Origin of the sequence: Enterococcus cecorum DSM 20682 = ATCC 43198, assembly GCF_000407565.1 — a bacterium.
Classification (GTDB): Bacteria; Bacillota; Bacilli; order Lactobacillales; family Enterococcaceae; genus Enterococcus_E; species Enterococcus_E cecorum.
Genome location: NZ_ASWI01000003.1, coordinates 359,631 through 382,080, shown reverse-complemented (window position 1 = coordinate 382,080; position 22,450 = coordinate 359,631). Strand labels below are relative to the sequence as shown.

Genomic DNA, 22,450 nt, shown 5'->3' with positions numbered 1-22,450 from the left:
CTAAACGTTTGATGTCTAGCTAGGCTATATTTTTATGGTACTTGGATAGTGGTCGCTTTAGAGACAACCATTGAGACTTCTTTACCGTTATCTCTTTGGGCATAGATGGTTGCTGTACCACCGTGAGCGACTGAAACATCGACACTCACTCGTTTATAATTACTGGACGAATCCACGATAAAGGATTGGACTTGTTTTCTCACATCACCGGTGCTAGCATCTTTTAGCCAGATGGTGATGGTTTGGCCGTTGCTATCATTTTCGCCACCTGTGAAGTTTGCAACGACATCCACAGTGAAATTACTTAAGTTGCTACCTTTAGAAAGTGTCACAGTCACGCTACTATTTTTCTTCACTTTTTCACCTGCACTAGGATTAGAGCGAATGACTTGGCCAGCTGGGACTTGGTTATCATAATCTTCTTCAAAGTTAGCTGTCAAACCTGCTTCTTTAGCGGCGTTTTGGGCTTCTGATTTACTCATTCCCGTAAAATCAGGAACACTGACTTCATTTGGTCCTGAGCTAACCACAAAATAAATCATCGTATTACCTGGTGTCACACTAGAACCAGCAGAAGGTGTTTGACTTAAAATCGTGCCAGCTTCTTTATCACTTTCTTGTTGGGTTGGTTCGACTTGTGATTCATTGATACCATTATTCGCCAAATCAAGTAAGGCTTCATTTATCGTCATGCCAACATAATCGCTAATCTTGATTGGTTTGGCCCCTTTGCTGACTACAAATTTAACCGAAGTCTTATCTGGCGTCACTTCACTGTTCGCTTCAGGCGTTTGTGAGATAATCTTCCCTTTTTCAACCGTATCACTGTATTCTTCTTTTTTCTTAATCTTGCTTTCTTTAAAATCAAGTTTTACCAGTGCTTCAACCGCCTCTTTATACTCCATATCGGTGTAGTCTTTCATCTTAATCTTGCGTCCACCGGTACTGATATAAAGCACAACTTCGCGGCCCTTTTGCACAATCGCTTTGGCTTCAGGATTTGTCTTGACTACTTTGCCTTCTGGTATTTTATCACTGGTGATTTCTTCCGTTTGCCCAGCTGCTTTTAATCCAGCTTCTTGTAACTTGCTTCTTGCGGCGGATTCGGATAGATTGCTGACATCTGGCACGCTAATCTCATTTTTACCGCCACCTAAAACACTAAAGGCAATGGCTGCAATCCCCACGACTAAAATGGCTACGATACCTAAAAATAACCATTTTTTCTTACTCTTAGGCTTTTGGTCTTTATTTTTCTTTTTCGCCGGCTTTGGTTTTTCCTCGATATCTTTTTCTGGCGGCGTTGTGACTTCTACCGCTGGTGCCACACTTGGCATTTGTTCTGTTAGATTTGGTAGGACCTTGGTTTCTTCGACATGATTTGCTGGATGCCAGGCAGGTTCATTTAAGCGACTTGGATCCAATGCTGTAGCCAAATCAGCGCTCATTTCCTCTGCACTTTGATAACGGTCGATAGGATCTTTCGCTGTGGCTTTTAAGACGACATTTTCCAAAGATTGCGGCACATGACGATCATATAAGCGCACAGATGGAATCTCTTCTTGAAAATGCTTCAGCGCAATCGTTACCGCAGATTCACCGTCAAACGGCACTTTTCCTGTCAACATTTCATACAAGATAATCCCAATTGCATAAATATCTGATTGGTTCGTAGCCATACTTCCTCTCGCTTGTTCAGGAGAAAGGTAATGCACTGAACCTAACATACTATTGGTTTGGGTAATGGAAGTTTCAGATAACGCCACCGCAATCCCAAAGTCCGTAATCTTCACCGTACCAGATTCATCGATTAAGATATTTTGTGGTTTTAAATCGCGGTGAATAATCCGATGCTGATGGGCCAAGGCTACCGCAGACAAAATCTGTTGCATAATATCCACAATACGGCCATAAGGAATTGGATACTGCGTCTGGATATAACGCTTCAAATCCATCCCCTTCACGTATTCCATCACTAAAAATTGCGTTTCGCCTTCTTGACCTGCATCATAGACCGTCACAATATTTGGATGGACTAACTCTGTGGAAGCAAGCATCTCTCTTTGGAAACGACGGATAGCTGATTGATCATTTAAAAAGTCATAACGCAACACTTTAATCGCTACTTCGCGGTCCAAAATCAAATCACGGGCTAAAAAGACATTGGCCATACCCCCGCTACCGATATTGCCTAAAATCAAGTAGCGACCATTAAACTTTTTCCCGATTTCAGTCGGCATCCCTTTCACCTCCTAAAGAAATAACTACGGCTGTAATATTGTCTAAACCACCCGCATCGTTGGCTTTTTGAACTAATGATTGCAAGGCTTCTTCTAAGTTTTCAGCAAAAAGTATGGTATTGGCGATTTCGGCATCACTGACCATATTCGTCAAGCCATCTGAACAAAGCACGAGATAATCTCTAGACTGTAAATAAAAACTGGCAACATCCACTTCGACCATACCGGGCATACCGACTGAGCGCAATAAGACATTTTTACGCGGATGATTGGCTGCTTGTTCTTGGGTAATTTCTCCTGATTTGACCAATTCATTAACTAGCGAGTGGTCCTCAGTTAATTGCTGTAATTTGCCTGAACGTAAAAGATAAATACGACTATCTCCTACATGGGCAATCGTAAATTGATCTTCGAAAATGGCTACAGCAACAATTGTCGTCCCCATCCCAGCTAATTCGACAGCGCCAGCACCCATTTCAAAAATAGCTTGGTTTTCGATTTGAATTTGTTGAATCAACCATTGCGCGCATTTTTCTGGATCAGTGATTTCACTTGCTTGCCAGGCAGCCCCGAGCTCTTCTACGGCTTTTTTGCTAGCGACATCGCCTGCTTGATGGCCCCCCATCCCATCAGCCAAAATTGCTAAAGGATAATTAGCTTGATTGTAATAGACATCTGCATAATCCTGATTGGTATTACGCTTTTTACCGACGTCACTTAAAAAACGAATTTCCATCGCTCTCACCTCTTTAAAATCGTCACTTGTCACGCGATTTTCCTATTTTTTCTCTAAGACTGCAATAAAAAAGCCGTCTGTTTGATACTGATGTGGATAAATCGTCAACATTTGATTGTGCACACTTTGAGGTAAATGGGCAAAAATTTCAGGCGCTACCAGTGAAAAGTCTGGATTCTCCTGTAAAAATTGCATCACTACCCCTTGATTTTCTTCCGGTGCAATTGTACAAGTGCTATAGACTAATCTTCCCTTTGATTTTAACACACTTGCGGCACTTTTTAGTATTTGTAATTGAATTTTTGGCAATTGTTTAAAATCTTCAACCGTTTTTTGGTACTTAATATCTGGTTTTCGGCGCATTAAACCAAGGCCAGAGCAAGGTGCATCCACTAAAATACGATCAAAGCTATTAGGTTTAAAATGCTCATGAATGGTTTTGGCATCCATTTTGACTGCATGTACAACCTCATCTACATGTAGACGCGCGGCATTTTCTTGGATGAGCTTAATTTTATGATCATGGATATCTAAAGCCGTGACTTTTCCGCCGGCTGCTTGATCTAAAAAGCTCGCAATATGCGTGGTCTTACCACCTGGAGCCGCACATGCATCCAAGACCTGACTATTGCCTTGAACTTCTAATGCACGGGCCACCAACATCGAGCTTTCATCTTGAATGGTCATAGCACCTTGCTTAAACAACGTACTCCCTGCTAGAAAGCCTTTTTGCGCCACAATGCCATCTGGTGCCACCGTACTTTCGCGCGCTTCAATGCCTTCTGTAGCTAACTGCTCAATAGCTTGGGTACGACTAATCAAAGCCGGATTCACTCGAGCAGAAACATGACTTGGTTCAAATAAAGATAAGCCTAATTTTTCGGTTTCTTCTATGCCAATTTGTGCGACCAACTTTTCCACGAGCCACTTCGGCATACTGATTTTCACACTTAAACGCTCTATTGGATCTTGAATTTGTTCAACAGTTGGGACGCCTTGTCGTTGAATATTACGCAAGACGCCATTGACAAATTTGGCGATCCCAGGATTTCCCTTCACCTTAGCAATCTCCACCGCTTCATTGAAAATCGCATGGCTTGGCACTTTATCCAAATAATTTAATTGATATAAAGACATTTCTAATAATGCCAATACCCAATCATCGACTTTTTTCGCTTTTTGGATAAAAGGCGCCAGTTGATAATCTAACAGCATTCTACGCGCAATCGTCCCGTAAAGCATTTCTGTATATAATTTAGCATCTTGGGGATTTAACTGATTTCTTTCAATGGCTTGTGCAACCAATAAATTCGAGTACGCGCCCCCTTTTTTCACTTTTAATAAGCTATCTAAGGTCACGAACCGTACCGAATGCTTGATTTTACTAGGAATTTTACGTTTACTCATGCAGGCCTACTTTCTCACCGACTTGTACGTGTTGACCGACGCCATTTAGAAAATCTTGAATCGTTTGTTTCGCCTTACCCGCAATTTGTAATTCGTCAATCGCTAAGGTCGTTTGTTGACCACAAGCAATCACTAGACGTTTTTTAGATTTCTCGATAATCGTACCCGGTGCTTGCGTCGTCGTTTCCTCAAGAACAGTCGCGCGATAAATCTTCATCCGCTTGCCTTGATAAGTGGTAAATGCGACCGGCCATGGATGCATTCCACGAATTTGGCAATCAATTTGTTGGGCAGTCTTTTGCCAGTCGATTTCTTCTTGTTCACGGGTGATATTAGGAGAAAAAGTGACGCGTGCTTTTTCTTGAGGAGTTGGTTTTAAGCCATCCAAAATTTTAGGCAACGTTTCTAATAATAAATCACGTCCTAATAGGCTTAACTTTTCAAACATCGTACCTACATCATCTTGTGGCGTAATAGGTAACTTACTTTGGGCATAAATGCCACCGGCGTCCATTTTTTTAATCATTTCCATAATGGTGACACCCGTTTCTTTTTGACCATCAATAATCGCATAATGAACAGGAGCGCCCCCACGATAAGCCGGTAAAAGAGAAGCATGGACATTTACCGCACCAAATCGTGGCACTTGCAATAATTTTTCGGGTAAAAACTGACCAAAAGCTGCGGTCACAATCACATCTGGGTTTAAAGCGATAATTTCGTCTAATTCTTCAGATTGGCTGATTTTTTCTGGTTGATACACAGGTAAATGTAAATCTAAAGCCGCTTGTTTAACGGGTGGAAATTGAATTTGTTTTTTTCTGCCTACTGGTCGATCCGGTTGGGTGACCACGGCTAAAACTTCATACCCCGCTTCTACTAATCCTTGTAAAATTGGCACTGAAAAAGCTGGGGTGCCCATAAATACTACTTTTGTCATCTTGTCACTCCTCATTTTCTCTTGATTCATAATAGCTTTCTAAGTCTTCTTCTTTGATTTCTTCAATTAAATGATCCGTAAATAAAATTCCGTGTAAATGATCAATCTCATGTTGGAACGCACGCGCTAAAAAGCCCTCCGCTTCGACTTCGTATTCATCGCCAAGACGGTCATAAAAACGGACCTTTACATAATCTGCACGCTTGACTGTACCATAGAAATGCGGGATACTCAAACAACCTTCCACATCGATGTCTTCTCCGGATTGTTCGATAATTTCTGGATTAATTAACTCAAATTTATCGCCTTCTTCTACTTCCACAATGGCCACTTTCAAATCTGAGCCAACTTGCGGCGCGGCAATCCCAACACCATCACTTGCGACCATGGTTTCGTACATATTATCTAAAAGGGTGAGTAATTCAGGCGTGATTTGCTGCACGTCTTTGGTTTCTTTTCTTAAAATCTCATTTGGAACTTCAACAATATTTAATAACATCTATTCCTCCGTTTAAATATAATTCAATGGCTCATGGTCAATCGAGACAAACAAGCCTTTTCTTTGCTCAGCTTGTGTTTTCATCAGTATATCTTTCAGTAAAGCTGATAGGTGTGGTTCGTGTTTATATTTAATAATCATCTGATAATAATATTTATTTTTCACCCGCATAATTGCACTAGGACTCGGACCTAAAAAAACAGCTTGCGGACTCAAATGTTTTTTCAACTGATTATAGATAGCAAAACTCATCTTGGCAGCGACTTGTTCCACTTCATGCGTACAAGTGATTTTCACTGTGAAATAATAGGGTGGATAGCCGCCTTGGTGCCGGATAAACATTTCTTGTAAGTAAAATTGTTCATAATTTTGACTTTGTGCAAGTGTAATGGCGTGATGCTCTGGGTTAAAGGTTTGAATCACCACTTCGCCAGCCTTATGCGCACGACCTGCCCGACCACTGACCTGTGTTAATAGTTGGAAAGTCCGTTCACTCGAGCGAAAATCCGGTAAATTAAGTGAAGTATCTGCATTTAAGACCCCCACTAAAGTAATATCCGGAAAATCCAGTCCTTTGGCAATCATCTGTGTACCTAACAAAATATCTGCTTTTTTCTCACCAAAAGCCTTCAACAAACGTTCATGTGCCCCTTTTTTCCGGGTGGTATCGACATCCATCCGAATAATTCTCGCTTCAGGAAACAACTCTAGCGCTTCTTCTTCAATTTTTTGCGTCCCTGTGCCATAATAACGAATTTTTCGACTACCACACATCGGACATGTATGTGGAATCGCTTCTTCATGGCCACAATAATGACAGCGCATCTTCTTGACATCCATATGCAAAGTCAGGGAAATATCACAGTTCGGACAAGGCAGCACATACCCACACTCCCGACACATCACAAAAGAAGAGTAACCCCGACGATTCAATAGTAAGACAATCTGTTCTTTTTTTGCTAGGCGGTCAGCAATTTTATCTTGTAATATTTGTGAGAAAGTCTGGGTCTTAGGATTTTTAGCCTCATTTTTCATATCAACAATTTCTACTTGCGGTAGTTTGGCATTGGGATTCGCACGTTTAGGCAAGGTTAAGAGTTGATAGACATTCTTTTGGGCGCGGGCTCTGGATTCCAATGATGGAGTAGCACTTCCTAGGACAATCGGACAATGATGAAACTGCCCACGCCAAATGGCAATATCTCTCGCATGATAGCGCGGTGCCTCATCTTGTTTATAACTTGACTCATGCTCTTCATCGATAATAATCACACCGATATTTTCTAGCGGAGCAAAAACTGCCGAACGCGCACCGACGACGACTTGGGCCTCTTTGCGTTCAATTTTGCGCCATTCATCATATTTTTCACCTTGAGAAAGCCCGCTATGCAACACCGCAACCAAATCTCCAAAGCGCCCCTTAAAACGCTCAACCATCTGTGGCGTTAGGGAAATTTCTGGCACGAGCATCATCGCTGTTTGCCCATTTTTCAAGACTTTATCAATAATTTGTAAGTAGACCTCAGTTTTTCCACTACCGGTAATCCCCTCAAGTAGGAAAGTCTTGGCTTCTTTTGCTTGGTTGGCTTGTAAAATCATATCGCAGGCGTATTGTTGCGACTCATTTAAAGCAAGATGTGCGGTCTTTTCGAAAGTCTGATTAGCAAAAGGATCACGATAGGCCTCCACTTCTTCAAAGGCTAACCAACCTTGCTCTTGTGCTTGATTCAAGACACTTGTAGAAATTTTGCGCTCAGTATAATATTTCACTGGCAGATAAGCTAAAGTCGCTAATTGTTGCAATAATTCTTGCTTTCTCACCGCTGTTTTACTTTGTTGTAGTTGCAATTGCTCATAGTCTTCTTTACTTAATAGCGGACGAACATAGCGAATCGTCTTAACTTGATTCTTGTTTTTAACCAAATATTCTAAACGCACTTCTTCTGCTTGGACTGCTTTTTTCAATTCGGCTAATAATTGCTTTTCTTCTGCCTCGGCAAATGATAAGACGGCACTTTCCTGAAAGTAGGGCGCAACTTTAGCCTTTGGATTTAATAGGCGGAATTGCTTATCATAACTAGCCTTTAGTAACGCAGGAAGCATCGTCTGTAAACAAGTAATCTTAAAAGCAAAAGTCGTTTCTTTCATGTAATCCGCTAGTTGTAGTAATTCATCATTCAGTACGGGCTGTAGGTCTAAACAGCGAATCAATGGCTTTAATTCGATTTTGTCTTGAGTCATTTTTTCTGGATGGACTTGTTCAATTGCGAGGACAAAGCCTTGAATATGACGATTTCCATTGCCAAAAGGTACCTCCACTCGCATCCCGACACTAACGACATCGCTTAAATTTTCCGGAATCAGATAGCTATACGGCTGGTCTGTCTGCATAGTCAGCACATCGACAATCACTTGAGCAATAAGCATCTACTCACCTGCTTTCTAAAACATTTCAACTAATGAAAAACCGACATAGAGATTGCTTTCAAGGCTCTATATCGGCTAACATCATCATTTATCTGTGGCAACTTTTTCTTCTAATTCACGTTGCTCGGCTTCTTTTTGAGCTTTGCGTTGTTCTTCTTCCATTTTTTGTCTTTGACGCTTCAACTCAGGATTGGGATCGTTAATCACAGTTAAGGCATCAATTTCTTCCAAAGCTTTCCCTACACTTTTTACAGAATCAAAATGGTCTAAAGTTCCTTGGGCTCCTGCATCTAGTTCGTGTGCACGTTTACTAGCTAAAATAACTAATGAATACTTAGAATTGACCCGGTTTAATAGTGAGTCAATCGATGGTTTTAACATCATAATTTTTACAACTCCTCTATCATTTTTCTATATTTATCAATTACGCGATCGACACGAAAATGTTCGCTAGCGATAATCTCTTTGATACGTTTCACGGCTTTTGGTACTTCATCATTCACCACGGCATAGTCATATAAAGCCATCATTTCAATCTCTTCTTTCGCTACTTTCATTCGTTGATCAATCACATCGGCATGATCGGTTCCACGATTGACAATTCTCGAACGTAATTCTTCCAAATCTGGCGGCGTTAAGAAGATAAATACCCCATCTGGCACCTTTTCTTTGACTTGACGGGCACCTTGGACTTCAATCTCTAAAAAGACATCCTTACCCTTTGCTAAAGTCTCTTCTACATAAGAAAGTGGTGTACCATAGTAATTGCCGACATATTCAGCATATTCTAACATCTCGCCTGCTTCAATCAAGGCTTCGAACTCTTCTTTTGTCCTAAAGAAATAATCGACACCTTCTTCTTCTCCTTTACGCATGTTTCTCGTCGTCATGGAAATTGAATATTGGAAGTCATTATCGCTACTTTCAAAAATAGCTTTTCGTACCGTGCCCTTCCCCACACCGGATGGACCGGATAATACAATAAGTAATCCTCGCTCTGTCATAATGGGTCCTTTCAAACTTATATTGTTTACATTTCATTTTGCACTTTTTTTTGAAAAGTTTCAAGAATAAATTCCGTATATGAGAAAGTTTATAGGAAAAAACTATGCATTCTTTTTTTTGCGTTAATTTTTTACTCTACGTTTTGAATTTGTTCGCGGATTTTTTCTAAGATTGTCTTTAATTGGATGACATAGCCTTTTAAGGTGACATGACTCGTCTTAGATCCGATGGTATTGACTTCACGATTCATTTCTTGCACTAAAAAGTCTAGCTCTCTTCCTATAGGCACCTTTTTTTGCAAGGTAGCGGCATAGGTCTGTAGATGAATATTCAAGCGGTCCATCTCTTCGTGGATATCGCCTTTTTCTAATAAAATGGCTAATTCTGTTAAAAGGCGATCTTGATCCACCACACCGCCTAAGTAATCTTGTAATTTCTTTGTATAGCGCTCTTGATATTCTTTTTCATAAATATCTTGAAAAGCGACTAATTGCGTTAAGACGGCGGCTGCTTCTTGACCTTGCTGCTGTAAAACTTGGTAAATTTGCTCACCTTCTTGCGCTCTTTTTGCCACTAATTGATCTAAAGCTTGGTCTAAAGCACTAAGAACCAAACCTTGCAAACGCTCTGTCGCAATTTCTTGATTGGTTACTTCGATAAATTCTTCACGAAGTAATAATTGACTAATCAAATTTTCTGGTGAAATTTCCGGCAATTGCGCCATCACTTGGGTAAATAATTCATGATTTACCTTAGCTTTTTTTGAGCTAGCCTGCAATTCCTCTAATTTACAAATTAATTCGACCCGACCACGACTCAATTTTTGACTAACTTGCTTTCTAATCGCTAAATCAAAAGCACTCATCCCCGTTGGCAGCTTTAATTGCACATCTAAAAACCGATGATTCACACTCTTGATTTCAATATTTACACGATAAACCTCATCTTCCACACTGGCTTTTCCAAAACCTGTCATACTCTTCATCATTTACACCTGCATTTGTTCTAAAGTCGATTTTAAAGCGGCTAGTTCTTCATTTGTCAAAGTAATTCCCTTGCCCATTTTTGCGTGTTCGCTATCCCAATCACGTAGGTCAAATTTCGGTGGTCGTCCATTCCAACTCACCAAATTCAGTTCTTTCTTCCATCCTTTTGCATTTTCTGATAATACGGCAATGTGTTCGACAATCTCAAATGAAAATGAATCTGCCATCGCTCTTCCTCCTTCAATTTTTTCATTTTTTAGGCACACCACTCAAATCTAAGCGCGTCTGATTGAGCTGAGTGATAGCCTCTATTAGTCCGCGTTTGCAGGGGATTAACCGACCCGCATCACGCTCCTATATATTATATTCGCTTTTTTTGTTTGTTTGCGTTTTTATTATACTATGAAATTGGTTTGAAAGCGAAATTTTCATTTTGGGTAGGTATTGTTGTTGAAAATGTAAATGAAAGAAAATGATTTTCCATGAAAACGATTAATGATAATCTTTTGTAATATATTTTTAAAAGAAAAGAAATGATTATTTTCCCTTACTTTATTGTAGAATGAAAACAGACTAGGAAAGGAGTTTGTCAGATGAATTCACCAATTTTTGTACATATGGATACCACTAGCAATGTCGTTTTGAGTCGCGGCATCCAAGCTAAAGATTTCCAACGAGGTCTGATTCATCGTCCGAATAATCTCCTTTTACTGAACCCAGCTAGTCTTGATGGTGAATTTGAAAACCATACGAACTTAAAAGTCATAAAAGGTAGTTTTGCGGTCGAACAATTTTTACAAAACATGTCTAAACGCCGTAACAATCAAGATGTGCGTTGGATTGATTTTACTGACCTAACCATGATTAAAGAACTTTCCGCCTTAGAAATTTCCGAGCTACTCTATCTTGGTCATATGAAAACACACCTTCATTCACCTTTTTTCTATAAATTACAAAACAATTTCGTCTACTTCGATTTAGGTGATGACCTATTGCGGGTTTATTATCGTTATATTGAAGAATTTTATCGCATTTTGGCCAAACAAATTACTTGGATTATTTACCAAGAATTAAATGATCAACGCCCTTTCTTCAAACGCAAACCAATTGAAGTACCGACTTTACCCATTGATTTGGTCAAAGATTTACGTGAATTATTAAAAGACGGTCTAGTTTTTTACTTTCCAAAAGCTAAAGTTACCAATAAATCTTTTGAAATTCCTCTTTATGCCGCAGAGGAAGCCGGTTTGAAGCTAAGCCAACAAACCATTAAGTCTAAGGATTTTGTCGGTACGCTCACTTACTATCCAAAACAAAATAAATGGGAATTAGATGCCGAAGAATTATATCTGTAAACACAATGTCCACCCTACTCATGTAAAATAGGATGGACATTTTTTTATTTCGTTGTCACACTAAAAATTTTTGCCTGAGCTGCTTGTGAATCAGAAAGCTTGGCCACCGATTTTTGTGCTTTTCGATAAATTTTTTCATCATTGGTAAAAATCATACTGCCTAATTTTTCTGGGAACTGATCCTTATTAGCTACAAACGCCGCATACTGATACGATTTATCCAGTTTTAGACGTGAGGTGGCACCAATATCGCTTTTCTTATCCTTAAGCTTTATTTCATAACCATTCTTATCTACTTTGATATTCAATTGTAATTTCATGGCAGTCGGATATTTATCTTTAGCAATCTCTACAGCCTTCTTATCCTCAACCTTGACGACAAATCCTTCCTTTTCTTGCAGTTGCACAGTGTACACGCCTTGTTGATCGGTTGCTTGAATCCTTTCATTGGCTTGTTTTTGTCCACAACCGAAACTAATCATCCCAATGACAAACAGAACTAACCCTAACCATTTACGCTTCATCCAAATCACCTCATTTTTATTGAGCTCTCACTATTATAGTAACCGTTTTTTTGTTATGTTCAAGAATTTTCTGATAATTACCCTCAAAAAAAGAGAGCTTACCCATGATGGCAAACTCTCTTATTTTCTTATGCATTTAACCATTTTTTGACTTTTTCAATTTCAGCATCACTGACTCCATGTCCTCCATCCAACAGTTCTAACTGTGTATCTGGAAAAGCACTTTGTAATCTTTTAACGAGCTGCATACTTGCGCCAGGTGACACCAAGGTATCTAGGCTTCCTGCTGTCACTAATAGGCGTTTTGGTTTACTTGAAGGCGTGAAATCAAGTTGAAAATCGCTCGGATGCAATAATATCGCTTGATCCGCAAAATCTGGACGTTGGCTTAAAATCCCTTGCAAGAAATTCGCGCCATTTGAATAGCCGATTGCCACAATTTCACTTGCTGTAATCTCTAAGCTATCCCAAAGTTGTAAAAATCGCGAAACTTGGTGCGTAAAATCTTCGCGGTCCAATTCTTGATTGACCAAAGGATTGAAATAGCGGCGATTCACCCCTACTCCCTTATCACCTAAAAAACTAAGGACACCCGCTTTAGCATCTAGTTCCTCTGTTAAAAAATACAAACTATATAAGTTGCCTCCAGTGCCATGAAAAGTGACAAAAAGTCGTTGATTCCTTCCACGATTATTAAGATAACGCATCAAACTCGCCTCTTTTCTTATCTTTCTTGTTGTGCTAAATCACGTTCAATCGTTGCGCGTTGGTCTTCTAAAAAGCTTGGTAAAATTAATTCATACTCATCAAAAGTCGCTTGTGGCGTTTGTAAATATGGCACGCGATCAATTGGCGGAGTTGCAATTTCATATAAAATACTATTTGGTTCACGATAATATAAAGATTGGAAAAATTCACGATTCACAATTCCAGAGTGGTGGATATTTTCTTCATCTAAGTATTGTGCAAAAGCTGCCAAAGTTGCTTCATTATCGACCCCAAAAGCAATATGGTGCATACCTCCTACGCCTAGTCGTTCGCGCTTATTGTCTTTATCTTCAATTAAGTATATTTCGTGCTGCCACAAATTATGGATATGTAAAGGAATTAAGGTGTGATTAAAATAATCGATTGGCTCTTCTTGGGTAAATCCTAGGCGGGTGGTCAACATGTCTAAACTTGCTTCTAAATAACGAACTCGTAGGAAGACTGCCCCCATTCCAAAAATCAAATGTTCATCAGGAATTTCTGGATGTGGCGTTCCTTTAGCAATCGAGGCATCTTTAGCCACCATCAACCCTAACTTCATGCCGTCAAAATCTTCAAAACGCAAAATTTCTTGATTGCGGAAAGTCTCGATACCATAATGTAAGACCCCCATTTTCTCTAAGCGTTCTTGCCAAAAGTAAAGCGAGTCCACTGATGGCACCAAAAACATCACCCGTTCAATCGCATTGGTACCAAATTGATTATCACGAAAATGACTCATCTCAAAAACAGTAAACTCGGTCCCTTCCCGTGCTTCTTGATCACAAAAAAATAAGTGATACATGGTTGGATCATCTTGATTGACGGTCTTTAAAAACATCTTTAGGCCTAAAATATTCGTATAGAAATCATAAGCTTTTTTTGCACTTCTTACTAAAACTGATACATGGTGAATGCCGGTATTTTGCATCATTCATCGCTCCTCTATCTTTTCTTGACTTAATTTTGTTAATAATTGAAAGAGTGTTTGTAATTCGTCTTTAGTTAATGAATCAAACATCTTAGCTTGATTAGTCACTTGTTTTTCATAAACTTGACTTAATTTTTCTTGTCCTAAAGCAGATAAGAAAATATGTTTTTCCTTTCCGCAAGCCTTCTTTTCAATGAGTCCTGCTTGTTGCATCCGCTGTAATAACCGCGAAATCCCACCTTGCGTGACAGTTAATTGATTGGCTAGTTGTTGTTGGCTGATGGGTTGATAGCGTTCGATTAACACTAAGACTTCAAATTGAGCTGCAGTTAACCCATCTTGTTGTAAAAATTCATTAGATTGTTGATTCATGCGTGCGGTCAGTCGAGCCATCCGCAGCCAAACCAAAACGGCTAAGGGTAATTTTTTTATGTTCCTCACCTCTTGATTAACACTTTACATGTAAAGTGAAATTTTGTCAAAGAAAAAGACTCCCCACTTAGGAAGTAAGAAGTCATCATTTTTACTACTTATGAATCAGCAATTTTCTCAGCGGTAGGTAACACACGAATTTCTTCGAGGCTTCCCAAGCTGCTTTGCGACCTTTATACTCGGCGTTCGAAGGGTAGCTCCTGTGCATCTAAGCCGGACTGTCTAGGAAAATCTCAACATACGATTGATTTTCCTGACATTCCGGACAACCTTATCTTTCTCGGTATCAATCAACTAAATACTCGGAAAATTCACCCTACCGCTTAAGAAAATCTCCTTTCATCCGATTTTCTAAGCAGTAGGTAACACATGAATTTTCTCGTATTTTCCCAAGTTGATTGATAACCTTTTGCTTGGAGCTAATCGACCCTTCTTACGACCTTTTTCTAATCTGTGTTCAGCGACTAGCTACTTCGGCGTATAAGCCAGCCCGTCTGGGAAAGTCTTTACTTCTCGGACTTTCCCGACGTTCTGGACAAACTTATCCGCTTGTAGCTGACCGCGTCGCTTCACATCCTTTTAGCTATTTACGCCGAAGTGTGCAACATAGACAATCCAAAGTGTGGCTAGAATGACTAGTAAGCCTAACAAAATTTTGACAATTAAGGGGATTCTTAATTGTTCTCGTACTTTATAGCTGACAAATGCGACTAAATACATTAAAAAGCTGGGAATCATAAACAAAAATTTTAACCATAGGATACTAGCCATGCTGCTCACCTTCCTTTATCTTATTGAAAATCTTTAAGATCGCCGCCCATTCCACCAACTAAACCAATTAAAATCAAAAAAACCAATGCAGAATAGTTTTAACCGCTTTCATTCCTGGCATCCTCCTCTTCTTTTCATCAAATTCATTCTACCATCTTATTACAAATTAATTATCCGTCTTGGGAATGGTTGTGGCAAGTTGAGCTAAAAAATTTTGAACTTCTTTCATTCCTTGCCTTTCATCTACTTTGGCAAAATATTCATAAGCTTTTTGGAAATATTTTTTTGCTTGTTGCTTATCTTTTAGCGCTAAGGTAATCTCACCTAAACCGCGATAACTACATGCTTTTGCGACCTCATCATCCGTTAATAATGACTCTTGCAAGCTATTTTCCAGCCATTTTTTAGCAGTAATCGCATCGCCCAATTTCAATCGTAAATATCCTTGTTCATAATCATTGACTGCTTTTTTCAATGAATCATCGGCAAAATAATGATCAATAATGGTACGCTCTTTTTCAATTAAGATTAATGCTTGCTCATATTGCTTGCTTTCACGGTACACCATCGCTAGTTGATGCCAGGCAATATGCTCTAATTCGCTATCGGGCTGATTTTTAGCAACTGTGAGTAACCGCTGATAGATTTGGATGGCGCCCTCATAATCTTGCTCAGCTAATGTCACATACCCGATAAAATTGAGTAACTGGTCATCTTCACAAGTGAGTAAATTAAAATCGGCTGCTACTAATTTCTTTGCTTGTGCGACTTGTCCTTCAGAAAATAATTGCCATGCTTGCATCAATTTTTCATCCATATTATCACCCTATTCTGTGCCTTTCAGCTACTTTGAAAAAGCTTTTATTCATCTCAACTATATATCATTCCAAATTTTTTCACAAATAATAAAAAATCCCCCGCAACAGGTGCAGGGGACTCACTTTTATTTCATTGGTTGTTTTGATTCAAACAATGGACTAACTGGTTTGTTCTCATGAATACGTTTGATGGCTTCAGCGACTAATTCGCCCACGCTGATTTCATCAATTTTATCAATTTTACGTTCTTCTGGTAAGTTGATAGAATCTGTTACCACTAGACGTTCAATCGCTGAGTCTTGAATACGTTCCAAGGCAGGACCTGAAAGCACTGGGTGAGTACATGAAGCATACACACTCTTCGCACCGGCTTCTTTTAAGGCATTGGCAGCTAAGGTAATTGTACCGGCTGTATCAATCATATCGTCAATCAAGACACATACTTTTCCTTCCACTTGACCGATAATATTCATTACTTCAGCCACATTTGCTCTTGGACGGCGTTTGTCAATAATAGCAATTGGTGATTTTAAGAATTCAGCTAATTTACGAGCACGTGTCACCCCACCATGGTCTGGCGAAACAACAACGACATCATCGCCGACAATTCCTTTTTCTAAGAAGTAGTTAGCAATTAATGGTGCGCCCATCAAATGATCGACTGGAATATCAAAGAAACCTTGAATTTGAGCTGCGTGCAAGTCAAGGGTAACCATTCTTGTGGCACCAGCTGTTTGTAACATATTGGCTACTAATTTAGCAGTAATTGGTTCACGAGAGCGCGCTTTACGGTCTTGACGAGCATAACCATAATAAGGCATCACCACGTTAATTGTTTTCGCACTGGCACGTTTTAGCGCATCAATCATGATTAATAGTTCCATTAAGTTGTCATTAACGGGTGAACTAGTTGATTGAACAACATAGACGTGTGCCCCACGGATACTTTCCTCGATATTTACTTGAATTTCTCCATCGCTAAATTGTTTCACTGTACATTTTCCTAATTCTACACCTGCAGCTTCAGCAATTTTTTCAGCTAAAGGACGATTAGAATTTAAAGCAAAAATTTTCAACTTTGGATCAGAATATTGGTTTGACATGAGAACCTCCACTTTCTTTTTTACAAAACAGAATGACTACTACATTTACGTATTCTTCCAAATAAAATAGTAGTCATTTTTTGCACATAAATCAAGGTTTTTTGGCGATTTTTTCATTAAAATATTAAATAGGCGAACAATTAGAGCTTTCCTCTCAGCAAACTATCAGAAATCGCACTTTTGATTTCTGATTAAGAAAAAAATAACTAGCCAAACAGCACGTAACTTTTGCTATTTGGCTAGTCGCCTCACATCCTTATTCACGGTGTTCAGCAGCTAGACATTGTGAAATTCGCCCTTCCACTGTGAAAATCTCCTTTCATCTGATTTTCTCAGCGGAAGGTAAGCAAACGAATTTCTTCGAGGCTTCCCAAGCTGCTTCACATCCTTTATTCAAAATATGGTAGTTTTTTGGCTAGGTTTTCTTTGTTGACTTGGCGGGCGCGGGCAATGGCCATGGTGTGCTCGCTAATGTCTTGGGTAATGGTTGAACCTGCAGCCGTGGCACTGTTTTTCTCCATATTCACTGGTGAAACAATAATCGTGCCTGAGCCAATAAAGCTATTGTCGCCGATTGTACTGTGATGTTTATTCTTACCATCATAATTAGCAAAAATCGTCCCGCAACCGACATTGATGTTTTCGCCTAAAGTTGCATCGCCGACATAAGTCAAATGTCCTACTTTAGTATCTTTACCAATCGTTGCTTTCTTCACTTCCACAAAGTTACCGACATGAGCATTCACACCGATATCTGCTTTTGGACGTAGATGCGCAAATGGACCGACATCTGCACCTGTGCGAACAATACTTTCTTCCACGACAGAATGTTTAATGGTCACGCCATCTTCAATCACGCTATCGACAATTTCACTATGCGCTGTGATATAGCAATCTTGACCAATCTTAGTTTGACCTTTTAAGATAACGCCTGCTTCTATCACCGTATCTGAACCAATTGTAACGTCTGCTTCAATATAAGTATTTGCTGCATCGACAAAAGTAACCCCATTAATCATATGTTGACGGTTAATTCGTTTGCGCATGATTTGATTAGCTGTTTCAAGTGCCACACGATCATTAACCCCTAGTGATTCTTCAAAGTCATCCGTTTGATAAGCGGCCACTTTATTGCCAGCATTTTTCAAAATTTCTAAGGCATCAGTTAAATAATATTCACCTTGCGCATTGTCCGTTGTGATTTGGCTTAGGGCTTCAAATAACAATTCATTATCGAAGCAATAAGTTCCGGTATTGATTTCTTGGACTGCGGCTTCTTGTGAATTAGCATCTTTTTGTTCCACGATTTTTTGTACATCGCCAGCTTCATTGCGGATAATGCGTCCATACCCAGTTGGATTGTCCGCATGCGCAGTTAATACAGTCACTGCGGCTTGATTTTGCTCATGATAGTCAAATAATTGTTGTAAAGTCGCACTCGTTAATAGCGGTGTATCCCCACTAATGACTAAAGTTGTACCTTTTTTGCCTTCTAGCGCTTCTTTGGCTTGCATCACCGCATGACCTGTTCCTAGTTGTTCGGCTTGTAAGGCATATTGACTACGACCGCCTAAACGTTCTTGGACCATTTCAGCACCATGACCCACAATCGTAATAATTTGCGCAGGTTGTAATTTTTCAACTTGCGTTAACACGTGATCCACCATGGCTTTACCACATACCGGATGTAGTACCTTGTATAATTTTGATTTCATGCGGGTACCCTTACCAGCAGCCATAATAATTACATAACGATTTTCCAAAATAATTCCTCTATTCTAATTCAATTTTTCTTCGTATTCTTTAAAGTAATTCCCTGGTACAACAGAGATGGTCTTATCTTGCGTATTGACATCTTTAACAAATAATAAGGAATTATACTCATCAATCACACGTTTACCTTTGAAATTTCCTTCAGCAAAGACGGTAATGCCGACTAATTCTGCTTCGAACTCTTCAATCAAGCTCTTCATCCCATTTACTGTACCGCCGCCTTTCATGAAATCATCTACCACTAACACGCGTGAGCCACGACGTAAACTGCGCTTAGATAATTCCATTTTTTCGATACGTTCTGATGAGCCTGAAACATAATTCACGCTAACTGTTGAACCCTCTGTAATCTTAGAATCACGACGCACAATCACAAACGGTACATTTAAATAATAAGATACCGCTTGAGCAATAGGAACCCCTTTTGTCGCAACCGTCATTACAGCATCGATTTCTTTATCTAAATATTTTGAAGCGATAATGCGACCCACTTGGCGTAATAATTCGGGCTCGCCCAAAAGATCAGATAAATACACATAGCCACCTGGTAATAAACGGTCTTGCTCAGATAAACGTTCGGCTAATTTGTGCACATACTCATACGCTTCTTTTTCTTCCATCACCGGGATAAACACCACACCACCTGCAGCACCTGGCAAAGTTTCTAACAAGCCTATACCGCGCTCTTTAAAGGTCTTTTTCACAATACCTAAATCTTCACTAATAGATGACTTGGCAGATTCATATCTTTTTGCGAATAAACTTAGCGAAATCAATTCATGTGGATGTGACAATAAATAGTTAGTCATGTCAATCAAGCGTTCACTCCGACGAATTTTCATAGATTCTTCTCCCCTCAAAAGCTATTTGTTCTTAATTTTAAGTTTTTCAAATATTTTCCTTTCCATTATAATCAAAAAATACGAGTTTTGCGAGAGTTTTTGCATAAATTATCGAAAAATGTTCGTAAAATTATCTAAATCAACGTAAAAAAACGAATGAAAGAGAATGATTGACAAAAATCATTCCTAGTTTGCAGCAAAAAACAGTCCTCTTATTTAGAAGACTGTCCATCATTTAGTTCTCACTTATTTTCGTTTTGCTTGAATAACTAGGATGCGCACCACATTAGCCAACAAGAAAATCGCAATATACACAAGTGTAATCGTCGCTCCCGGTGGGGTATCCAAGTAAAAGGAACTCGTTAAACCACTAAGCATTCCCACCAAGCCGATAAACATACTCAAATAAATCACTTGGTTAAAGCCTTTACCCACTCGTAAACTTGTCGCTGCCGGTAAAACCATAATTGCTGAAACCAATAACGCGCCAGCAATCGGAATCATAATCGCAATCGCCACTCCAGTTAAAATATTAAAACACATCGACATTAAGCGCACCGGCAACCCATCGACATGGGCCGTGGCTTCATCAAAGGTTAAAATATACATTGGTCGGCGAAAACGCAAGAAACTCAAGAAAATCACGACGAATAAAATGCCTAAAAACCACACTTGGCTATTGGTAATCGTCACAATCGAACCAAATAAGTAAGACTGAATACTTGTTGAGGAATTACCGCCACTTAATTTCATCAAAACAAGTGCTAAGGCTAGTCCACCCGACATTAAAATAGCCACCGAAATCTCGGAATAACTATGAAACATACTGCGCAAATATTCCAGTAAAATCGCTGCTAAAATCACAATCAGCAAAGTCGTTACATTTGGACTCAAATTAAGGAAAAAGCCCAGTGCCACCCCCGCTAATGAGACATGTGATAAAGTATCGGCCATTAAAGATTGACGGCGTAAAACTAAGAATACCCCTAACATCGGTGCAATACCTGAGATAAAAATCGCCGCTAAAAAGGCTCGTCTCATGAATTCATATGAAAGCAACGCCATGGGGAATCCTCCTTTCGCACCAAATGAATTTGGCGGTCTGCATAATTTTTGATTTCTTCATGATCATGGGTAATCATCAAAATCGCTTTTTGGTGTTGATGGGCACTATGTCGTAATAACTTATAAAAATTATTGCGCGATTTTTCATCCATCCCAGTCGTTGGCTCATCCAAAATGAAAAGATCTGGATCAGTCGCAAACACACGCGCGAGGCTGATTCGCTGCTTTTGTCCACCAGAGAGCTCGCCGATTTTTTTATGGCGCATCTCCCACATTCCTACTGCATCCAAAGCTTTTTTCACATGCTCGTGATCACGGTCTGTTAAACGTTTGAACCAACGATCTTTAGGAAAACGCCCTGACTGCACCAATTCCAAAACCGTACTTGGAAAACCAACGTTAAACGAGGCAATTTGCTGCGGAATATAGCCCACACTGAGTTTCTTGCCCTCGATATTTTCTTTTGCTATCTTCACTGTGCCTGTCTTTGGTTTTAATAAGCCCAATGTCGCCTTCACCAAGGTCGATTTTGCCGCACCATTTTCCCCGGTTAAAGTAACAAATTCGCCCGCATCAACATGATAATTTATCCCGGTTAAGACTGGCTCTTCATCATAATAAAAGCTCAAATTTTCGACTTCAATATAGCGCATCTTTTCACCTACTTTTCATTCAAGGTTTGTTGTAAAGCTTGTAAATTTGCTTGCATCACGCTGAGATAATCCTCGCCATCTGCCAATTGATCTTTGGTTAAACTTTCGAGCGGATTTAAGACTAGTAAGCGTACCCCAGTTTCTTTGGCTAGGGTTTTTGCTACTTTGGCTGAGGCATTTTCTTCAAAGTAAATCACATGAATCTGCTCTTTTTGAATATATTTTTTCAACTCAACTAAACGACTTGGTGTAGGCTCTTCCTCTGGAGAAAGCCCAGTAACCGCCACTTGCTCTAATCCATAACGTTTCGCTAAATAAACAAAGGCATCATGTTGTACGACAAACGTTTTATTCGTCGCTTTTTGTGCAGCCTCGCGGTATTGTTGATCCAAAGCTTGTAGTTTTTTGATATAGGCTTGAGCATTTTTCTTAAAGGTTGCTTGATACTTCGGATATCGCTTGCTTAATGCTTTTTGAATATTGGTCACTTCTTTTTGTGCTAAGACCGGATCGAGCCAAACATGAGGATTGACATCACCATGGTCATGATCGTGTTCATATGTCTCTTCCGCATGATGCTCATGTTCTTCTTCACCACTTAGTAACTGAATACCGGTGCTAGCTTCCACAAGTTGCGTGTGCTTGGCGTCAATATTTTGCTTCACATCAGTCATCCACGTCTCAAAATGACTACTATTATACACGACCAAGCCCGCTTCATTTAACTTTGCAATATCTCTGGCACTTGGCTCATAGTCATGCGGTTCTGTCCCCGCAGGAATCAGTAGCTTTACCTCACCCGTATCACCTACTACCGCCTTAGAAAAAGCATACATCGGATAAAACGTCGCCATGACTTGAACTTTTTGATTTTCTGATTGACTCGCTTTTTCCTGATTTTGACAACCAGCCAAAAGCCCTATCGTAAATATTAATGTAATAACAGCTACAATTCGCTTCATTTATTATTTATTAGTCCTTTCCTTAGGTTGTAAATCTAAATCGGAATGTAAATCGTAATATTCCGATTTATCCAGCATTCCTTAATTTATCAGATAGTTTCGCAAGCGTCAAGGAAAATGGCCTAGATTTTTTTGAAACTTTTTTTACTTTTTGTTCAAAGTTTCTTCACACTTCTGCTTTATGATTTAAGTATCCCAATAAACAACCCTATATAAACACTTTTTCATTTTTAA

Annotated in this window: 23 protein-coding genes; 1 reads left to right on the top strand and 22 read right to left on the bottom strand. The window is 39.5% G+C overall.

Annotation, left to right across the window (positions count from 1 at the left end; all coding sequences use genetic code 11):
• Window positions 1-32 precede the first annotated feature (32 nt).
• From pknB to I567_RS02585, 10 genes are all read right to left on the bottom strand, one after another.
• On the bottom strand, window positions 33-2,240 hold the full coding sequence (gene pknB / locus I567_RS02630) for a Stk1 family PASTA domain-containing Ser/Thr kinase (protein ID WP_016250691.1): 2,208 nt from the start codon (window positions 2,238-2,240) through the stop codon (window positions 33-35).
• Window positions 2,230-2,976 (bottom strand): Stp1/IreP family PP2C-type Ser/Thr phosphatase, encoded by a 747-nt coding sequence (locus I567_RS02625; protein ID WP_018345306.1) that lies wholly within the window; start codon window positions 2,974-2,976, stop codon window positions 2,230-2,232. Before I567_RS02625 ends, pknB begins: the two co-directional genes overlap by 11 nt.
• Before the next feature lie 42 nt (window positions 2,977-3,018).
• Window positions 3,019-4,383, bottom strand: a complete 1,365-nt coding sequence (rsmB, locus tag I567_RS02620; protein WP_016250689.1) for a 16S rRNA (cytosine(967)-C(5))-methyltransferase RsmB — start codon at window positions 4,381-4,383, stop codon at window positions 3,019-3,021.
• Entirely contained in the window at window positions 4,376-5,323 is a 948-nt protein-coding gene (gene fmt, locus I567_RS02615) for a methionyl-tRNA formyltransferase (RefSeq protein WP_016250688.1), read from the bottom strand. Before fmt ends, rsmB begins: the two co-directional genes overlap by 8 nt.
• 4 nt (window positions 5,324-5,327) lie before the next feature.
• A complete protein-coding gene (gene def / locus I567_RS02610) occupies window positions 5,328-5,822 on the bottom strand; it encodes a peptide deformylase (protein ID WP_016250687.1) in 495 nt (164 codons plus the stop codon).
• A gap of 12 nt (window positions 5,823-5,834) precedes the next feature.
• Window positions 5,835-8,249 (bottom strand): primosomal protein N', encoded by a 2,415-nt coding sequence (priA, locus tag I567_RS02605; RefSeq protein WP_016250686.1) that lies wholly within the window; start codon window positions 8,247-8,249, stop codon window positions 5,835-5,837.
• Between the two features lie 84 nt (window positions 8,250-8,333).
• On the bottom strand, window positions 8,334-8,633 hold the full coding sequence (gene rpoZ / locus I567_RS02600) for a DNA-directed RNA polymerase subunit omega (protein WP_016250685.1): 300 nt from the start codon (window positions 8,631-8,633) through the stop codon (window positions 8,334-8,336).
• A 5-nt stretch (window positions 8,634-8,638) separates the two neighbouring features.
• Entirely contained in the window at window positions 8,639-9,253 is a 615-nt protein-coding gene (gene gmk, locus I567_RS02595; protein WP_016250684.1) for a guanylate kinase, read from the bottom strand.
• A gap of 131 nt (window positions 9,254-9,384) precedes the next feature.
• A complete protein-coding gene (locus I567_RS02590) occupies window positions 9,385-10,239 on the bottom strand; it encodes a YicC/YloC family endoribonuclease (RefSeq protein ID WP_016250683.1) in 855 nt (284 codons plus the stop codon).
• A gap of 3 nt (window positions 10,240-10,242) precedes the next feature.
• Window positions 10,243-10,467 carry a YdbC family protein gene (locus tag I567_RS02585; protein WP_016250682.1) on the bottom strand — a complete coding sequence of 75 codons (225 nt, stop codon included), beginning with the start codon at window positions 10,465-10,467 and terminating at the stop codon, window positions 10,243-10,245.
• Between the two features lie 366 nt (window positions 10,468-10,833).
• Between I567_RS02585 and I567_RS02580 the strand changes: the two genes are divergently transcribed.
• Window positions 10,834-11,595, top strand: coding sequence for a hypothetical protein (locus I567_RS02580; RefSeq protein ID WP_016250681.1), 762 nt, complete (start codon window positions 10,834-10,836; stop codon window positions 11,593-11,595).
• A gap of 44 nt (window positions 11,596-11,639) precedes the next feature.
• On the opposite strand, the gene I567_RS02575 is transcribed toward I567_RS02580, so the two are convergent.
• The 12 genes from I567_RS02575 to I567_RS02520 all read right to left on the bottom strand — a co-directional run bounded on the left by I567_RS02575 (window position 11,640) and on the right by I567_RS02520 (window position 22,216).
• Window positions 11,640-12,119, bottom strand: coding sequence for a hypothetical protein (locus I567_RS02575; RefSeq protein WP_016250680.1), 480 nt, complete (start codon window positions 12,117-12,119; stop codon window positions 11,640-11,642).
• Window positions 12,120-12,247: 128 nt separating this feature from the next.
• On the bottom strand, window positions 12,248-12,826 hold the full coding sequence (locus tag I567_RS02570) for an alpha/beta hydrolase (RefSeq protein ID WP_016250679.1): 579 nt from the start codon (window positions 12,824-12,826) through the stop codon (window positions 12,248-12,250).
• 17 nt (window positions 12,827-12,843) lie between these two features.
• A complete protein-coding gene (locus tag I567_RS02565) occupies window positions 12,844-13,800 on the bottom strand; it encodes a VOC family protein (protein WP_016250678.1) in 957 nt (318 codons plus the stop codon).
• Window positions 13,801-14,190, bottom strand: coding sequence for a MarR family winged helix-turn-helix transcriptional regulator (locus I567_RS02560; protein ID WP_016250677.1), 390 nt, complete (start codon window positions 14,188-14,190; stop codon window positions 13,801-13,803).
• 618 nt (window positions 14,191-14,808) lie between these two features.
• A complete protein-coding gene (locus I567_RS02555; RefSeq protein ID WP_016250676.1) occupies window positions 14,809-15,000 on the bottom strand; it encodes a hypothetical protein in 192 nt (63 codons plus the stop codon).
• A 166-nt stretch (window positions 15,001-15,166) separates the two neighbouring features.
• Complete coding sequence (locus I567_RS02550; protein WP_016250675.1) at window positions 15,167-15,817, bottom strand: tetratricopeptide repeat protein; 651 nt, start codon at window positions 15,815-15,817, stop codon at window positions 15,167-15,169.
• A gap of 126 nt (window positions 15,818-15,943) precedes the next feature.
• Window positions 15,944-16,921, bottom strand: coding sequence for a ribose-phosphate diphosphokinase (locus tag I567_RS02545; RefSeq protein WP_016250674.1), 978 nt, complete (start codon window positions 16,919-16,921; stop codon window positions 15,944-15,946).
• A 389-nt stretch (window positions 16,922-17,310) separates the two neighbouring features.
• A complete protein-coding gene (gene glmU / locus I567_RS02540) occupies window positions 17,311-18,684 on the bottom strand; it encodes a bifunctional UDP-N-acetylglucosamine diphosphorylase/glucosamine-1-phosphate N-acetyltransferase GlmU (protein ID WP_016250673.1) in 1,374 nt (457 codons plus the stop codon).
• Window positions 18,685-18,699: 15 nt separating this feature from the next.
• Window positions 18,700-19,536 (bottom strand): pur operon repressor, encoded by an 837-nt coding sequence (gene purR, locus I567_RS02535; RefSeq protein ID WP_016250672.1) that lies wholly within the window; start codon window positions 19,534-19,536, stop codon window positions 18,700-18,702.
• A gap of 246 nt (window positions 19,537-19,782) precedes the next feature.
• Window positions 19,783-20,601: a metal ABC transporter permease gene (locus tag I567_RS02530; protein WP_016250671.1), complete on the bottom strand. Its 819-nt coding sequence runs from the start codon at window positions 20,599-20,601 to the stop codon at window positions 19,783-19,785.
• A complete protein-coding gene (locus I567_RS02525; RefSeq protein ID WP_016250670.1) occupies window positions 20,574-21,254 on the bottom strand; it encodes a metal ABC transporter ATP-binding protein in 681 nt (226 codons plus the stop codon). Before I567_RS02525 ends, I567_RS02530 begins: the two co-directional genes overlap by 28 nt.
• Window positions 21,255-21,262: 8 nt before the next feature.
• Window positions 21,263-22,216, bottom strand: a complete 954-nt coding sequence (locus I567_RS02520; RefSeq protein ID WP_016250669.1) for a metal ABC transporter substrate-binding protein — start codon at window positions 22,214-22,216, stop codon at window positions 21,263-21,265.
• Between the last annotated feature and the right edge of the window lie 234 nt (window positions 22,217-22,450).

What these genes read in the sequence shown, in the direction of transcription:
- pknB (WP_016250691.1), bottom strand. Translation starts at nt 2,240, where the DNA reads ATGCCGACTGAAATCGGGAAAAAGTTTAATGGTCGCTACTTGATTTTA.
- I567_RS02625 (WP_018345306.1), bottom strand. Translation starts at nt 2,976, where the DNA reads ATGGAAATTCGTTTTTTAAGTGACGTCGGTAAAAAGCGTAATACCAAT.
- rsmB (WP_016250689.1), bottom strand. Translation starts at nt 4,383, where the DNA reads ATGAGTAAACGTAAAATTCCTAGTAAAATCAAGCATTCGGTACGGTTC.
- fmt (WP_016250688.1), bottom strand. Translation starts at nt 5,323, where the DNA reads ATGACAAAAGTAGTATTTATGGGCACCCCAGCTTTTTCAGTGCCAATT.
- def (WP_016250687.1), bottom strand. Translation starts at nt 5,822, where the DNA reads ATGTTATTAAATATTGTTGAAGTTCCAAATGAGATTTTAAGAAAAGAA.
- priA (WP_016250686.1), bottom strand. Translation starts at nt 8,249, where the DNA reads ATGCTTATTGCTCAAGTGATTGTCGATGTGCTGACTATGCAGACAGAC.
- rpoZ (WP_016250685.1), bottom strand. Translation starts at nt 8,633, where the DNA reads ATGATGTTAAAACCATCGATTGACTCACTATTAAACCGGGTCAATTCT.
- gmk (WP_016250684.1), bottom strand. Translation starts at nt 9,253, where the DNA reads ATGACAGAGCGAGGATTACTTATTGTATTATCCGGTCCATCCGGTGTG.
- I567_RS02590 (WP_016250683.1), bottom strand. Translation starts at nt 10,239, where the DNA reads ATGAAGAGTATGACAGGTTTTGGAAAAGCCAGTGTGGAAGATGAGGTT.
- I567_RS02585 (WP_016250682.1), bottom strand. Translation starts at nt 10,467, where the DNA reads ATGGCAGATTCATTTTCATTTGAGATTGTCGAACACATTGCCGTATTA.
- I567_RS02580 (WP_016250681.1), top strand. Translation starts at nt 10,834, where the DNA reads ATGAATTCACCAATTTTTGTACATATGGATACCACTAGCAATGTCGTT.
- I567_RS02575 (WP_016250680.1), bottom strand. Translation starts at nt 12,119, where the DNA reads ATGAAGCGTAAATGGTTAGGGTTAGTTCTGTTTGTCATTGGGATGATT.
- I567_RS02570 (WP_016250679.1), bottom strand. Translation starts at nt 12,826, where the DNA reads ATGCGTTATCTTAATAATCGTGGAAGGAATCAACGACTTTTTGTCACT.
- I567_RS02565 (WP_016250678.1), bottom strand. Translation starts at nt 13,800, where the DNA reads ATGATGCAAAATACCGGCATTCACCATGTATCAGTTTTAGTAAGAAGT.
- I567_RS02560 (WP_016250677.1), bottom strand. Translation starts at nt 14,190, where the DNA reads ATGGCTCGACTGACCGCACGCATGAATCAACAATCTAATGAATTTTTA.
- I567_RS02555 (WP_016250676.1), bottom strand. Translation starts at nt 15,000, where the DNA reads ATGGCTAGTATCCTATGGTTAAAATTTTTGTTTATGATTCCCAGCTTT.
- I567_RS02550 (WP_016250675.1), bottom strand. Translation starts at nt 15,817, where the DNA reads ATGGATGAAAAATTGATGCAAGCATGGCAATTATTTTCTGAAGGACAA.
- I567_RS02545 (WP_016250674.1), bottom strand. Translation starts at nt 16,921, where the DNA reads ATGTCAAACCAATATTCTGATCCAAAGTTGAAAATTTTTGCTTTAAAT.
- purR (WP_016250672.1), bottom strand. Translation starts at nt 19,536, where the DNA reads ATGAAAATTCGTCGGAGTGAACGCTTGATTGACATGACTAACTATTTA.
- I567_RS02530 (WP_016250671.1), bottom strand. Translation starts at nt 20,601, where the DNA reads ATGGCGTTGCTTTCATATGAATTCATGAGACGAGCCTTTTTAGCGGCG.
- I567_RS02525 (WP_016250670.1), bottom strand. Translation starts at nt 21,254, where the DNA reads ATGCGCTATATTGAAGTCGAAAATTTGAGCTTTTATTATGATGAAGAG.
- I567_RS02520 (WP_016250669.1), bottom strand. Translation starts at nt 22,216, where the DNA reads ATGAAGCGAATTGTAGCTGTTATTACATTAATATTTACGATAGGGCTT.